This is a genomic window from Streptomyces erythrochromogenes (assembly GCF_036170895.1).
Lineage (GTDB): Bacteria > Actinomycetota > Actinomycetes > Streptomycetales > Streptomycetaceae > Streptomyces > Streptomyces erythrochromogenes.
Genome location: NZ_CP108036.1, coordinates 1,533,165 through 1,548,032, shown reverse-complemented (window position 1 = coordinate 1,548,032; position 14,868 = coordinate 1,533,165). Strand labels below are relative to the sequence as shown.

General features: G+C 72.6%; 14 protein-coding genes. 12 read left to right on the top strand and 2 right to left on the bottom strand.

Annotated features, from left to right (window positions below; translation table 11 throughout):
* Window positions 1–80 precede the first annotated feature (80 nt).
* From corA to OHA91_RS07225, 6 genes are all read left to right on the top strand, one after another.
* Window positions 81–1,163: a magnesium/cobalt transporter CorA gene (corA, locus tag OHA91_RS07250; RefSeq protein WP_266493693.1), complete on the top strand. Its 1,083-nt coding sequence runs from the start codon at window positions 81–83 to the stop codon at window positions 1,161–1,163.
* Between the two features lie 48 nt (window positions 1,164–1,211).
* Complete coding sequence (locus OHA91_RS07245) at window positions 1,212–1,865, top strand: GNAT family N-acetyltransferase (RefSeq protein ID WP_266493696.1); 654 nt, start codon at window positions 1,212–1,214, stop codon at window positions 1,863–1,865.
* Between the two features lie 129 nt (window positions 1,866–1,994).
* Window positions 1,995–2,819 (top strand): chitosanase, encoded by an 825-nt coding sequence (locus OHA91_RS07240; protein ID WP_266496828.1) that lies wholly within the window; start codon window positions 1,995–1,997, stop codon window positions 2,817–2,819.
* Between the two features lie 316 nt (window positions 2,820–3,135).
* Window positions 3,136–3,489: a DUF805 domain-containing protein gene (locus tag OHA91_RS07235; RefSeq protein ID WP_031157713.1), complete on the top strand. Its 354-nt coding sequence runs from the start codon at window positions 3,136–3,138 to the stop codon at window positions 3,487–3,489.
* A 221-nt stretch (window positions 3,490–3,710) separates the two neighbouring features.
* A complete protein-coding gene (locus OHA91_RS07230; protein ID WP_266493699.1) occupies window positions 3,711–5,930 on the top strand; it encodes an NADP-dependent isocitrate dehydrogenase in 2,220 nt (739 codons plus the stop codon).
* Window positions 5,931–6,086: 156 nt separating this feature from the next.
* Complete coding sequence (locus OHA91_RS07225; RefSeq protein WP_266493701.1) at window positions 6,087–6,623, top strand: GNAT family N-acetyltransferase; 537 nt, start codon at window positions 6,087–6,089, stop codon at window positions 6,621–6,623.
* Window positions 6,624–6,650: 27 nt separating this feature from the next.
* Here the strand turns inward: OHA91_RS07225 and OHA91_RS07220 are convergent, their stop codons facing one another.
* Window positions 6,651–7,067 (bottom strand): hypothetical protein, encoded by a 417-nt coding sequence (locus OHA91_RS07220; protein ID WP_030652466.1) that lies wholly within the window; start codon window positions 7,065–7,067, stop codon window positions 6,651–6,653.
* Window positions 7,068–7,342: 275 nt separating this feature from the next.
* Here OHA91_RS07220 and OHA91_RS07215 point away from each other — a divergent pair, with 275 nt between their 5' ends.
* From OHA91_RS07215 to OHA91_RS07205, 3 genes are all read left to right on the top strand, one after another.
* Window positions 7,343–7,897: a hypothetical protein gene (locus tag OHA91_RS07215; protein ID WP_328738874.1), complete on the top strand. Its 555-nt coding sequence runs from the start codon at window positions 7,343–7,345 to the stop codon at window positions 7,895–7,897.
* A 296-nt stretch (window positions 7,898–8,193) separates the two neighbouring features.
* A complete protein-coding gene (locus OHA91_RS07210; RefSeq protein ID WP_328738873.1) occupies window positions 8,194–9,861 on the top strand; it encodes a glycoside hydrolase family 71 protein in 1,668 nt (555 codons plus the stop codon).
* Window positions 9,862–9,989: 128 nt separating this feature from the next.
* Window positions 9,990–11,183 (top strand): aminotransferase class V-fold PLP-dependent enzyme, encoded by a 1,194-nt coding sequence (locus OHA91_RS07205; RefSeq protein ID WP_051893885.1) that lies wholly within the window; start codon window positions 9,990–9,992, stop codon window positions 11,181–11,183.
* Here OHA91_RS07205 and cobF read toward each other — a convergent pair.
* On the bottom strand, window positions 11,170–11,922 hold the full coding sequence (cobF, locus tag OHA91_RS07200) for a precorrin-6A synthase (deacetylating) (protein ID WP_328738872.1): 753 nt from the start codon (window positions 11,920–11,922) through the stop codon (window positions 11,170–11,172). The genes OHA91_RS07205 and cobF overlap by 14 nt on opposite strands.
* 18 nt (window positions 11,923–11,940) lie before the next feature.
* Here cobF and OHA91_RS07195 point away from each other — a divergent pair, with 18 nt between their 5' ends.
* The 3 genes from OHA91_RS07195 to OHA91_RS07185 are packed head-to-tail and all read left to right on the top strand — an operon-like array spanning window position 11,941 to window position 14,866.
* Entirely contained in the window at window positions 11,941–12,696 is a 756-nt protein-coding gene (locus tag OHA91_RS07195; RefSeq protein ID WP_031157696.1) for a (Fe-S)-binding protein, read from the top strand.
* Complete coding sequence (locus tag OHA91_RS07190; protein ID WP_031157694.1) at window positions 12,693–14,177, top strand: lactate utilization protein B; 1,485 nt, start codon at window positions 12,693–12,695, stop codon at window positions 14,175–14,177. Before OHA91_RS07195 ends, OHA91_RS07190 begins: the two co-directional genes overlap by 4 nt.
* The gene (locus OHA91_RS07185; RefSeq protein ID WP_328738871.1) at window positions 14,174–14,866 is read left to right on the top strand and encodes a LutC/YkgG family protein; all 693 of its coding nucleotides are present in this window, start codon (window positions 14,174–14,176) and stop codon (window positions 14,864–14,866) included. Before OHA91_RS07190 ends, OHA91_RS07185 begins: the two co-directional genes overlap by 4 nt.
* Window positions 14,867–14,868 lie beyond the last annotated feature (2 nt).

Here is a 14,868-nt window from a genome sequence, read left to right as displayed (position 1 = left end):
GGCGGTGACCCGGGCGGGGGGCCGCACGGCGGATGGCAGACTGTCCGCTGATCCGCCGAAGGGGAGTCACACCGTTGTCCATGTTCAGCAACCTGCGCCGGGCCGTGCGCCGCGGCTACCGACGGGCCGTCGACCTCAGCCACCCCGCCCGCTCCCCGCTCGGCAGCTCGGTGGTCAACTGCCTGGTGTACCGGGACGGCGTACGGCAGGACGATTGCGCGGAGGTCGAGGAGGCGCTGCGCCGGGTCCGCAAGACGGGCGACGGCTTCGTCTGGATCGGCCTGCACGAGCCTGCGCAGTCGGAGCTCGCCGGCCTCGCGGAGCTGTTCGGCCTGCACCCGCTCGCCGTCGAGGACGCCGTGAACGCGCACCAGCGGCCCAAGGTGGAGCGCTACGGCGACACGCTGTTCTCCGTCTTCAAGACCGTGCGCTACGTGGAGCACGAGGAGCTGACCGCGACCAGCGAGGTGGTGGAGACCGGCGAGCTGATGGCCTTCACCGGCACGGACTTCGTCATCACCATCCGGCACGGCGGCCGCGGCACCCTCGGGCCGGTGCGCGAGGAGCTGGAAGCCGCCCCCGACCAGCTGCTCAGGGGGCCCGCGGCGGTCCTGCACGCGATGGCCGACCACGTGGTCGACGACTACGTGGCCGTCACGGACGCCGTGCAGAACGACATCGACGCCGTGGAGACCGCGGTGTTCAGCGAGAACGGCGGCCGCGGCGACGCCGGCCGGATCTACCAGCTCAAGCGCGAACTCCTGGAGCTGCGGCGGGCTGTGGCCCCGCTGAGCCGGCCGCTCCAGCAGCTGGCCACGCAGCCGATACCGGTCATCCCGCCGGAGATCCGCGCGTACTTCCGGGACGTGGCCGACCACGTGACCCGGGCCACCGAGCAGATCGGCGCCTACGACAACCTCCTGGACTCCATCCTCCAGGCCCACCTCGCGCAGGTGACCGTCGCCCAGAACGAGGACATGCGCAAGATCACGGCGTGGGCCGCCATCGTGGCCGTCCCCACGATGGTCTGCGGCGTCTACGGCATGAACTTCGACCACATGCCGGAACTCCACTGGACGTACGGCTACCCCCTCGTCCTCGGCGTCATGGCGCTCGCCTGCTTCGCCATCCACCGCGGCTTCCGCCGCAACGGCTGGCTCTGACGCGCCCCGAGGCGCGCAGGAGGATCGGGGAGCGCATAGGGTCCGGCCGTGACGGGTGAGCAACGGGCGACGGACGGGGCGGACATGGCATCGGCATCGGCGGAGTGGGCGGCCGGCGGGCCGCAGGACGTGCTCGTCGGAGAGCGCGTCCTGCTGGAGCCGCTCGCGCACCGGCACCACGACGGTCTGTGCGAGGCGATCCGGGACGGGAAGCTGTGGGAGCTCCCGGTGACGACGGTCCCGCACCCGGACGAGGTGCACGGCTTCATCGACGACGCGTTGGCAGCCCGGGCCGCGGGCACGCAGATCCCGTACGCGACGGTCGACGCCGCGACGGGCCGGATCGCCGGATCGACCCGGCTGATGGCCATCAACACCCCCTGCCGGAGGCTGGAGATCGGCTTCACCTTCCTCGGCGCGTCCTGGCAGGGCACCGGCGTGAACGCCGAGGCCAAACTGCTCATGCTCCAGCACGCCTTCGAGGCGATGGGGATGAACCGGGTCGAGCTCCTCACCGACGTGCGCAACGCGAGGTCGCGGGCGGCGATAGCAGCTCTGGGCGCCACGCACGAGGGGGTCCTGCGCCACCACATGGTCATGCGGGACGGCTGGATCCGCGACACCGCCGCCTACAGCATCACGCGTCCCGAATGGCCGGACGCGAAGCGACAACTGACGGCTCGTATCGCAGCACGCGGTTGACCGGTCGGAGGAATTCCCGCGTGACGCACGGGTCTTGAGGCGCCCTCAGCTCTGGTAGTAAAGTTTCCTAACGAAGCCAGGACGCCTCAACTCCCCCATGGAGGCCTTGTGTTCGCCCCCCACCGCACGATGCTGGCCGCCGGAGCCCTGCTCGGCAGCGCACTCCTCGCCGTACCCGTCGCCGCCCATGCGACCGCCGCTCCCGACCCTGCGGCGCGGTCCGCGGCGACGGTGGCGGCGGCCGCCGCAGGGCTCGACGATCCGGCGAAGAAGGAGATCGCCATGAAGATCGTCTCCAGTGCGGAGAACTCCTCGCTGGACTGGAAGGCGCAGTACAAGTACATAGAAGACATAGGCGACGGCCGCGGCTACACCGCCGGCATCATCGGCTTCTGCTCCGGCACGGGCGACATGCTCGACCTCGTCGAGTACTACACACGGGTCAAGCCGGGCAACGTCCTCGCCAAGTACCTGCCCGCCCTGCGCAACGTCGACGGCAGCGACTCGCACGCCGGACTCGACCCGAACTTCACCAGGGACTGGGCGAAGGCCGCCCGGGACGCCGAGTTCCGCAAGGCCCAGGACCACGAGCGCGACCGGGTCTACTTCAACCCGTCCGTCAAGCAGGGCAAGTCGGACGGGGTCGGCGTACTCGGCCAGTTCATCTACTACGACGCCATCGTCATGCACGGCGACGGCACCGACTCCACCAGCTTCCGCAACATCCGGGGGCGCGCCCTGTCGAAGGCCAGGCCCCCGTCCCAGGGCGGCAACGAGACCACCTGGCTGAACGCCTTCCTCGACGCCCGGGTCTGGGCCATGAAGCAGGAGGAGGCTCACAGCGACACCAGCCGGGTCGACACCGCCCAGCGGGTCTTCCTCAGGAAGGGCAACCTGAACCTCGACCCGCCGCTCGACTGGAAGGTCTACGGCGACTCCTTCCGCATCGGCTGACGGCCGCCGCGGCCCGGGGCGCCGGACCTCCTCCCGGCGCCCCGGGCCGTGGTGTCGCAGTGCGGTAACGATGTGGGTAACGATCGGGGCGGGTGTCGGGGTGTCAAGTAGGCCTGCGAGCGGGACGTTTCGGACTTCCCCGGACACGACGTCACTCCTGTGTCGCCCAGTCGCATCTTCGATGCCGGAAATCCTGCGGTCCGGCCGATTTGGCATCACGACAACTGGCTTGACCGCGACGTAAGGGGGGCATAAGTTCTGCCCCGGCTTGCTCCAGCAGGACGGGCCCGAACGACTGTCCTCTGGGGGGACCCTCATGAACCACTACACCGACGTCCTGAAGAAGTACGCCGTCTTCTCCGGCCGCGCCCGCCGCCAGGAGTACTGGATGTTCACCCTCTTCCACGTGGCCGTCGCGGTCGTCCTGATGATCCTCGACGCCGTGCTGGGCACCTACCCGCTGCTCGTCGGCCTGTACATCCTCGGCACCTTCGTGCCGTCCCTGGCGGTCACCGTCCGTCGTCTGCACGACCTCGGCAAGTCCGGCGCCTGGTACTTCATCGCCTTCGTCCCGTTCGTCGGTGGCATCTGGCTGCTCGTCCTGACCGCCACCGCCGGTCAGCCGCAGCCGAACCAGTACGGCCCGGACCCGAAGGTCCTCGCCGCCTGATCAGGCGTGCAGGCCTGATCAAGGCCTGACTGCCAGAGCGTCGCCACGGCCGGAAACGGCCGTGGCGGCGCTCTCGGCTTTTCCGGGGGTCATCGGAGCCCGCGTGACGTGCGTCTCGCGGACTGGCGGCCGGGGGCTGTGCTGACCGGCCCGATCACGAGATATCTTGATGTCGAGCAATGTTGCAGACGAGAGACGCAGACTGTGGAGCGGAGCATCCGGTGACTGACTCGACCATCATCTACACGCACACTGACGAGGCCCCGGCCCTCGCGACGTATTCCTTCCTGCCTGTGATCCAGGCGTACGCGTCGACGGCCGGTGTGAATGTCGAGACCCGTGACATCTCCCTGGCCGGTCGGATCATCGCCCTGTTCCCCGAGTACCTCGAGGAGAGCCAGCGGATCGCCGACGCCCTCGCCGAGCTCGGCGAGCTGGCGAAGACCCCGGAAGCCAACATCATCAAGCTTCCGAACATCTCGGCTTCGATCCCGCAGCTGAAGGCCGCGATCGCCGAGCTCCAGGGCCAGGGCTACGCCCTCCCGGACTACCCGGACGACCCGAAGACCGACGAGGAGCGCGACGTCCGCGCCCGCTACGACAAGGTCAAGGGCAGCGCCGTCAACCCGGTCCTGCGCGAGGGCAACTCCGACCGCCGCGCCCCCGGCTCGGTCAAGAACTACGCCAAGACGCACCCGCACCGCATGGGCGCCTGGGTCCCCGAGTCGAAGACGAACGTCGCCACCATGGGCGAGAACGACTTCCGCTCCACCGAGAAGTCCGCCGTCATGGCCGAGGCCGGCACCCTGCGCATCGAGCACGTCGCCGCCGACGGCGCCGTCACCGTGCTGCGCGAGTCCGTACCGGTCCTCGCCGGCGAGGTCGTCGACGCGTCCGTCCTGCACGTCGACGCGCTGCGCACCTTCCTCAACGACCAGATCGAGCGTGCCAAGGCCGAGGGCGTCCTGTTCTCCGTGCACCTCAAGGCCACGATGATGAAGGTCTCCGACCCGATCATCTTCGGCCACGTGGTCCGCGCCTTCCTGCCGAAGACCTTCGCCCGCTACGGCGAGACCCTCGCCGCCGCCGGCCTGTCGCCCAACGACGGCCTCGGCGCCATCCTGAACGGCCTGGGCGCCCTGCCCGACGGCGACGCGATCAAGGCCTCCATCGATGCCGAGATCGCCGAGGGCCCGGCCCTCGCCATGGTCGACTCCGACAAGGGCATCACCAACCTGCACGTGCCGTCCGACGTCATCGTCGACGCCTCCATGCCGGCCATGATCCGCACCTCGGGCCACATGTGGGGCCCCGACGGCAACGAGGCCGACACCCTCGCCGTCCTCCCGGACAGCAGCTACGCCGGTGTCTACCAGGTCGTCGTCGACGACTGCCGCGCCAACGGCGCCTTCGACCCGGCCACCATGGGCTCGGTGCCGAACGTCGGCCTCATGGCCCAGAAGGCCGAGGAGTACGGCAGCCACGACAAGACCTTCGAGATCGCCGCCGCGGGCACCGTCCGCGTCGTCGACGCCGCGGGCAACGCGATCATCGAGCAGGAGGTCGCCGCCGGCGACATCTTCCGCGCCTGCCAGACCAAGGACCTGCCGATCCAGGACTGGGTCAAGCTCGCCGTCACCCGCGCCCGCGCCACCGGCGCCCCGGCCGTCTTCTGGCTCGACGAGACCCGCGCCCACGACGCGCAGCTGATCGCCAAGGTCAAGACGTACCTCGCGGAGCACGACACCGAGGGCCTGACCATCGAGATCCTCTCCCCGGTCGAGGCCACGAAGTTCTCCCTGGAGCGCATCCGCCGCGGCGAGGACACCATCTCGGTGACCGGCAACGTGCTGCGCGACTACCTGACCGACCTCTTCCCGATCCTGGAGCTGGGCACCAGCGCCAAGATGCTGTCGGTCGTCCCGCTCATGAACGGCGGCGGTCTCTTCGAGACGGGCGCCGGCGGCTCCGCCCCGAAGCACGTCCAGCAGCTGGTGAAGGAGAACTACCTGCGCTGGGACAGCCTGGGCGAGTTCTTCGCGCTGGCGGCCAGCTTCGAGCACCTCGCCACGACCACCGGCAACGCCCGCGCCCAGGTGCTGGCCGACACCCTGGACCGCGCGACCGGCACCTTCCTCAACGAGGACAAGTCGCCGAGCCGCAAGCTGGGCGGCATCGACAACCGCGGCAGCCACTTCTACCTCGCCCTGTACTGGGCGCAGGAGCTGTCCCGCCAGATCGACGACCCGAAGCTGGCCGCGGCGTTCGAGCCGCTCGCCAAGACCCTCGCCGAGCGTGAGGAGGCCATCGTCGCCGAGCTCATCGCGGTGCAGGGATCCCCGGCGGAGATCGGCGGGTACTACCAGCCCGACGTGAAGAAGGCCGCGGCGATCATGCGCCCGTCCGCGACCTTCAACGAGGCGCTCGGCCTCCTCGGCTGACACCCGTTGACGCGCTCCGCCCCGGCCGGCCCCGTGCCCGGCCGGGGCGGAGCGCGTCTCCGGTACCCGTTTCCGCGTCCACGGACCTGCCCGGACCTGTACCGGACGGGGGAAACCCGATTGCGGCCCGCCCCCGGCAGCGGTTAGGAAGAGCCGGTGATCAGCGGACAGCTGGCCGGCCTGCGCGCCCGCCTCCCCGAGGACGTACCCGTCCTGCACGCCGAGCTCCACGACGACGTCGTGACCCGCTCCGCCGCGGACTCCAGGCCCTGGAGTCCGCGCCCGCCTGCGGGCGGCCACTCCCCGTACGAACCCGGGCCGCCCTCCGCGGACGCGGCGGTGTTCTCCGTGGTCGAGCTCGCCACCGGCGAGCTGGCCGGCGAGGCCCTCCTCTGGGGCATCGACACCCACAACCGCTGCGCCCACCTCGGCATCTCGCTGCGGCCGGGCCTGCGCGGGCGGGGGCTGGGCCGGGAGGTCGTCGGGCTGCTGTGCCGCTACGGCTTCACCGTGCGCGGCCTGGCCCGCCTCCAGGTCGAGACGCTCGCCGGCAACACGGCGATGATCGGCGCCGCGACCGCCGCCGGGTTCGTCCGCGAGGGCGTCCTGCGCCGTTCGGCCTGGGTGTACGGCCGGTTCGAGGACGAGGTGGTCCTCGGACTGCTCGCCGACGAGTGGGCCGACGCCCTCTGAAGGCGTCGGGGCGGCCGTCGGCGTCGGTCAGAGCCGGTGGATGCGCTCCTGGTCGAACGCCAGCGGGGACCGCCCGGCGGCCAGGATCCGCAGCCCCGGGGCCACGGCCAGCAGTTTGCGCAGCCAGGCCAGGGCGTCCTGGCCGAGCTGCTCGGTACCGTCCAGGACCAGCAGCATGTCCCGCTCGGCCAGCCAGGACGCGGCGTACGTCGTCGTCCCGCAGGGCGGTGCGGGCACGCCGGGTACGGAGCCCAGTTCGGCCGTGAGTTCGCGGACGCCGTAGCCGCCCTCGAGCGGGTCGAGGTCGACGACGGCGACCCCGTCGTAGAAGTTGGACGCCAGCCGCCGCGCGATCTCCCGCACCAGCAGGCTCCGCGGCTCGCGGAACCCGCCCGCCACGGTCAGCACCCGCCCCCGCCGGACGGCGGTGAGCAGCCTGGACATCTCGGCGGACGTCGCCGGGAGCCTTCCGGTCGACCCTGATTCCCTCATCGGCACGATGCCCCCCATCGCATGCGTGACCAGGTGCGGCCGTGTCCACAGGGATCTTTCGGTCGCGTGAGGTCGATTATGCGCCACTTGCGCCGTATCGCTAGGGGAATGTCGCATTCCGATCCGTGGGTCCGCTGCCGCCCAGGTCAGGCCCACCCCGCCCCGCGCCCCGGCGGGTCGTCCCCGGGTGAGTAGGGTCTGACCGACCGTACGAAGGGGGGAGCGCCGTGGGGACCTACCGGCAGACCGTGGTGGACCTGGAGGCCTCCGGGGACGAGGCGGCCGCACTGGGCGAGCGCGGCAGGGCGTGGCTGGTGGCCGAGGGCGTCATCCGCCCGGTGCCCTGGCGGGGCGACGTGGTGCACCTGGCCGGCCCGCGCTGGCGGGAGGCCGTCGAGCTCGTCTCCTGGGACTGGCGTGCCCGGATCAAGGATCTGGAGGAAGAGCCCGGCGGGGAGGTGGGCGTCGTCGCGCGCCCTGCGGTCTTCCACTCCGACCTGAGCGAGGCCCCCGCCGCGATCTGCCCGCACTGCCGGAGCGCCGACCCCGCCGTGCCGCGCGAGGCCTTCGACACCTGGCACGCCACGGGCGCCGCCGATCTCGACTGCCCGGCCTGCGCCCGCCGCTCGCCGCTCCCGCACTGGGACTGGACCGACGACAGCCTCGCCTTCGCCCACCTCGGCTTCGAGTTCGACGACTGGCCGCCCATGCTCCCCGAGTTCACCGCCGCCCTCGGCCGTGAACTCGGCCACCGGATCCGGCAGTTCGCCTGCAAGATCTGACGGCGGGTGGAGGCCGGAGGCGCCCGTGCGCCGGACGCGCCCTCGGGGCCGGCGGACGCCGGCATCGCCGCGCGGCTCCGACTGACCCCGCGGTCTGCGTAGTTCCCTTCGCCCGTGTGACGTACGTGCCCGGGCCGCGACCCGGGGAACGGTTGTCCGGAAGCCGGTAATGGGCTCTACTGCTGTCCAGCCCCCACCGGGGTGCATTCGCGGGAGGGACCACGATGACAGCGGACCGGCGCACGGACCGGCGAGCACGACGAAGACCGCGCGGCGCGGACCGGGCGGCACGACCCGTGTCGCACCGGCGCCGGCCGGCCGTCCGGGGCGGCAGGCCGCTCCTGGCCCTGCTGCTCTCCGGCTTCCTCCTCGTCGGCGTCTGCGCGGCCACCGGCATCGCCTGGGACCCGCTCAGCGGGACCCCCGCTCAGAACGCCACGGCCCAGGGCGCCGCCGCCCCGCAGCCCACCGGGCCCGGCTCCGACCCCGGAGCGGGCGGCCCGACCGACCCGCAGCCGGAACAGAGCCCGGCGCCCACCAAGGGCGCGGCGGCCAAGGGCAATCCCGAGGGAGCGGTGGACTCCGGGGCCGCGCGCCCCGCCGGCGCCCTGCCCTTCGACATGCCCCAGCCGGCCGCCCTGCGCTCCGGCGAAGCGGGCAGGAAGCTGGTGTTCGCCCACTACTTCACCCCGTACCCGCTCTCCCTCGACAACGCGGACGCGGACCGGGACTACTACACCCGCAACTACCTGGACCCCGACGGGGAGAGCGGCAAGCACGGCAGGTACGGCGGCCTGCTGCGCGACCGCCCGCTGCCCGTCACGCCCAAGAGCGGCGACTGGGAGTACGCCAACCTCCAGCAGGAGGTGCGCACGGCCCGGGCCGCCGGCATCGACGGTTTCACCCTCGACTTGCTCTCCCTCTCCGGCAAGAACTGGGACCGCTCGAACCTGCTGATGGCGGCGGCCCGTTCGGTGGACCCCGCCTTCAAGATCATGCTCATGCCGGACATGACCTCGCTCAAGACCGACGACCCCCGCGTCCTCGCCGAGGCGCTGGCCACGCTCGCCGACGCCTCCGCCGCGCACCGGCTTCCCGACGGCCGGCTCGTCGTCTCCCCGTTCAAGGCGGAGGCGAAGAACGTGGCCTGGTGGACGGAGGTCATCCGGATCCTCAAGGCCGACCACGGCATCCGCACCGCCTTCGTCCCGCTCTTCCTTGACTTCGGCGCCCACAGCGGCGATTTCGCCCCGATCAGCCACGGCTTCTCCGAGTGGGGCAGTCGCAGCTACGTCGGCCAGGAGAGCTCCACGCGCGACGTCCAGCGGGCCCACGGCATGGGCAAGATCTGGATGCAGCCCGTGTCGGTCCAGGACGCCCGCCCCAATCAGGGCATCTACGACGAGGCCGGCAACACGGCGACCCTGCGCGCCACATGGACGCGCGCCATCGAGGACGGCGCCGACTGGGTGCAGCTCACCACCTGGAACGACTACTCCGAGGGCAGCCAGTTCGCGCCGTCCCTGCACAACGGCCACGCCTACCTCGACCTGACCTCGTACTACCTGACCCGGTTCAAGACGGGCGGCTGGCCGAAGATCGTCCGGGACACCCTGTACCTCACCGCGCGCACGCAGTTCGCGGCCGCCGACCCGACCGGCGACCAGTCGCTGGTGATGTCGCTGCGCAAGGGGAGCGCACCCTCCCGCGACACGGTGGAGGTGCTCAGCTTCCTCACCGGACCCGCGGCCGTGCGCACGACCGTCGGCACGGCCCGGAGCAGCCACGACGCCCCCGCCGGGATCCACTCCAAGCTGCTGCCGCTGAAGACGGGCACCAGCGAGGCCCACGTCGTCCGGGACGGGAAGGCGACGGCCGAGGTCGACCTGCCGTACCGCGTGGACCACACGGTGGACGTGCAGGACCTCCAGTACTACGCGGCGACCAGCGGCCGCGAACCGTAGGACACGGCCCGGCCGCCGCGCCGGGCGGAGCCGTACGGTTCCGGCCGGGGCGGCGGTGAGGGTGTTCCCGGCGCCGGTGGCCACGGGGGATGATCCGGGCGACAGCCGCGCCGCACCCCGGAGGTCCCGTGACCGAGACGACACGCCCCGCCGACCGCCCCGCCGAGCCGCCAGCAGGGCGCCCGCAGCCGGGCGAGTTCCCCGGCGGGCCCGCCCTCTTCCGCCTCGACCCGCGCGTCGCCCACCTCAACCACGGCTCCTTCGGCGCGGTCCCCGTGCCCGTCCAGGAGGCCCAGGCCGCGCTCCGCGCCGAGGTCCACGCCGATCCCGACGCCTTCTTCACCGCCCTGCCGGACCGCCTCGAACGGGCCCGCACCCGGATCGCCGCGCACCTCGCCGCCGACCCCGACGGGCTGGCCTTCATCGCCAACGCCACCGAAGGCGCCAACCTCGCCCTCGACGCCGTCCCGCTCGCCGACGGCGACGAGATCCTGGTGACCGACCACGGCTACGGCACCGTCACCGCGGCCGCCGCCCGCCGGGCCCCGGTCACCACCGTCGCCCTGGACCCCGCCCTGCCCGACGAGGACGCCGTACGGGAGACCGTGCTGGCCGCGCTGACGCCCCGCACCCGGGTCGCCGTACTCGACCACGTCAGCTCGCCCACCGCCCGGATCATCGCCTCGCCCCGGCTGATCGCCGAGCTGCGCGAGCGCGGCGTCACCACCGTCGTCGACGGCGCCCACGCCCCGGGCATGCTCGCGGACCCGCTCGCCGGAGGCGCCGACTTCTGGTTCGGCAACCTCCACAAATGGGGCTACGCCCCCTCCGGCACCGCGCTGCTCGCCGTCGCCCCGCAGCACCGCCACCGGGTCCGGGCGCTCGTACCCTCCTGGGAGGACGGGCACGGCTTCCCGCGCTCCGTCGAGAACCGCGCCACCGCCGACTACACCGGCTGGCTCGCCGCCCCCGAGGGACTCGACCTCATCGAGGCCCTCGACGCGGCCAAGGTCCGGGCCCACAACAGCACCCTCGCCGCGCACGGCGCCGCGCTGCTCGCCGAGATCCCCGGGCTCACACCGCTCCCGCACACCGCCGGCCTCGCCATGCGCACCCTGCGTCTGCCGCCCGGCGTCGCCGAGACCCCGGACAGCGCCCGCGCACTGCGCGAGGAGATCGCCGCGCGGCTGCGCATCCGGGTGCTGATCTGGCCCTGGCCGGGCGGCGGCGGCATCCGGATCTGCGGACAGATCTACAACCGGCCCGAGGAGTACGCACGCCTCGCCGCCGCGCTGCCCGACCAGCTGCTCAGGAACGCCTGAGCAGGTAGGTGTCCATGATCCAGCCCTTGCGGGCGCGGGCCTCGGTCCGCAGCTCCTCGATCCGCCCCGCGACCTCCGCCAGCTTGCCCTGCACCAGGATCTCGTCCGGGGTGCCCACGTAGGCCCCCCAGTAGATGTACAGGTCCTGGTCGAGATGGGCGGTGAAGGCGTGCCGCGCGTCCAGCATCACCACCACGTCGTCCACGTCGGCCGGCCAGCCCTCGGCCAGCCGCCGCCCGGTGGTGATCTGGACCGGCCGGCCGACCCGGTTCAGATTGGTCCGGTGCCGCGCCAGCAGCGCGGAGATGCTGCTGATGCCCGGCACGACCTCGTGCTCGAAGGCCACCCGGCCGCGCTCCAGCACCTCGTCGAGGATCGCGAGGGTGGAATCGTAGAGCGACGGGTCGCCCCACACCAGGAACGCACCGGTCTCCCCGTCCGCCAGCTCCTCGGCGACGAACCGCTCGAAGAGCTCGGCCCGCGCGCTGCGCCAGCCGTCCACCGTCGGGGCGTACTCGGCGGGAGTCCGGTCCCGGTCCGGGTCGCGGCCCTCCACCAGCCGGTGGCCGGGCCGGGCGTGCGCGTCGAGCATCGCGCGCCGCAGCCCGGTCAGGTCCGCCTTCTCCTCGCCCTTCTCCAGGATGAGGAATGCGTCCGCCGCGCCGATCGCCCTGACCGCCTGGAGGGTCAGATGGTCCGGGTCGCCCGCGCCTATGCCGATCACTGAGAACTTCTTCACCCGGCTATTGTGCCCACCATGCGTGTCGCCCTGTTCGTCACCTGCGTCACTGACGCGCTGTACCCGCAGACCGGCATCGCCGTGGTCCGCCTCCTGGAGCGGCTCGGCGTCCACGTGGACTTCCCCGCCGGCCAGAGCTGCTGCGGGCAGCCGCAGTACAACACGGGCTACCGGCACGAGACCGAACCGCTGGTGCGGCGCACCGCCGCGGCCTTCGCCGGCCACGCGTACGTGGTCACCCCGTCCGGCTCCTGCGCCGCGATGATCCGCGAGCACTACCCGCGGATCGGCCGGAAGGCGGAGCGGGAGGGGCGGGGCACGGAGCTGACGGAAGCCGCCCGCTCGCTCGCGCCGCGCGTGTACGAGCTCACCGAGTTCCTGGTCGACGTGCTCGGGGTGACCGACGTCGGCGCGTACTTCCCGCACACCGTCACCTACCACCCCTCCTGCCACGGCCTGCGCGGCCTGGGACTCGGGGACCGGCCCCGGCGGCTGCTCGCCGCCGTGAAGGGCCTGGACCTGGTCGAGCTGCCGGGCGCGCAGGAGTGCTGCGGGTTCGGGGGCACCTTCGCCGTCAAGAACCCGGACGTCTCCGCGGCCATGGGCACCGACAAGCTCACCTCCGCCGCCGGCACCGGAGCCGAGGTGCTGTGCGGCACCGACAACTCCTGCCTCGCCCACCTCGACGGCCTCCTGCGCCGCGCGGACAGCCCCCTGCGGACCCTGCACCTCGCCGAGATCCTGGCCGCGACCGAGGAGGAGCCCCTGACATGACGCGCACGGACCTCGGCATGCCCGCCTTCCCCGACGCCGCCCGCGAAGCCGTACGGGACGGCGTGCTGCGCGCCAACCTCCGGCACGCCACGCACACCATCCGCGACAAACGGGCGCGGGCCGTCGCCGAGCTGGAGGACTGGGACCGGCTGCGCGCCGCGGGCAAGGCCGTCAAGGACCACACCCTGCGCCATCTCGACCGCTACCTGCTCCAGTTGGAGGCGGCGGTGACCGCCGCGGGAGGCACCGTCCACTGGGCCGTCGACGCGGACGAGGCCAATCGGATCGTCACGGAACTCGTCCGCGCGACCGGCGAGCGCGAGGTCGTCAAGGTCAAGTCGATGGCCACCCAGGAGATCGGCCTCAACGAGGCCCTGGAAGCCGCCGGGATCACCGCCTACGAGACCGACCTCGCCGAGCTCATCGTGCAGCTCGGCCACGACCGCCCCTCCCACATCCTGGTCCCCGCCATCCACCGCAACCGGGCCGAGATCCGCGACATCTTCCGCGCCGAGATGGGCCGCTGGGGCCGCCCCGCGCCCGACCCGCTCGGCGACGACCCGCGGGAACTCGCCGAGGCGGCGCGCCTGCACCTGCGCGAGAAGTTCCTGCGCGCCAAGGTCGCCGTCTGCGGAGCCAACTTCATGGTCGCCGAGACCGGCACCATGGTCGTCTTCGAGTCCGAGGGCAACGGCCGGATGTGCCTGACCCTCCCCGAGACCCTGATCTCGGTCGTGGGCATCGAGAAGGTCGTCCCCACCTTCCGCGACCTGGAGATCTTCCTCCAGACCCTGCCGCGCTCCTCGACGGCCGAGCGGATGAACCCGTACACGACGATGTGGACCGGGCTCGGCCCTTCGAGAGGGGCGGACGGCGACGGGCCCTCCGCCTTCCACCTCGTCCTCCTCGACAACGGCCGCACCGACACCCTCGCCGACGAGACCGGGCGCCAGGCCCTGCGCTGCATCCGCTGCTCCGCCTGCCTCAACGTCTGCCCGGTCTACGAGCGGGCCGGCGGCCACGCCTACGGATCCGTCTACCCCGGCCCCATCGGCGCCGTCCTCAGCCCTCAACTGCGCGGCACCGACAGCGAGATCGACGCCTCGCTGCCCTACGCCTCCACCCTGTGCGGGGCCTGCTACGACGTCTGCCCGGTCGCCATCGACATCCCCGAGATCCTCGTCCACCTGCGCGAACGGGTCGCCCAGGGCGGACCGGTGACCCGGCACGGCATCCGCGTACGGATCCGCCCCGCCCACGGGCACACCGCCGAACGCGCCGCCATGCGCGCCGCCCGGCTGCTCCTGGACCGCCCCGGGGCCCTGCGTGCGGGGGAGCGGCTGCTGGCCCGCGCCCGCAGGCTGGCGCCGCGCCGGCTGCCCGGCCCCGGCGCCGCCTGGACCGACACCCGCGACCTGCCCTCCGTACCCGCCGAGCCGTTCCGCGACTGGTGGACCCGAGAACGGGGAACCCCGCAGTGACCAGCAAGGACCGGATCCTGGCCCGCATCCGCCGGGCCGTCCCGCAGCCGGGGCCGCAGGCCGCGCCCGGCCCCGATGCCGACATCCCGCGGGACTACCTGCGCGTACACGGCGCGCGCACCCCGCAGGAGCGCGTGGACCTGCTCGCGGCGCATCTCGCCGAGTACCGGGCACGGGTCCACCGCACCGACGAGGACGGCCTGCCGGACCTCCTCGGCCGCCTGCTGGCGGACGCCGCGACGGTGCAGCTCCCGCCCGACCTCGGCTTCGGCCTGCCGTCCCATCCGTCGCTCGCCTTCGTGCCCGACCGCGCGGCGCAGACGCCCCGGGAGCTGGACCGGGTCGACGCCGTCGTGACCGGCTGCGCCCTCGCGATCGCCGAGACCGGCACGATCGTCCTCGACGGCGGCCCGGACCAGGGCCGCCGCCGCATCACCCTCGTCCCCGACCACCACGTCTGCCTCGTACGCGTCCCCGAGCAGGTGGTGGACTCCGTCCCGCAGGCGCTGCCGCTGCTGGACCCGGGCCGCCCGCTGACCTGGATCTCCGGCCCCTCGGCGACCAGCGACATCGAACTGGACCGGGTCGAGGGCGTCCACGGCCCCCGCAGACTGGACGTGATCCTCGTGGGGGCCCGTGGCCCGCGGCCCGGCCCCGGGACCCGGCCCCCGGAGACGGGGTCACAATGAGG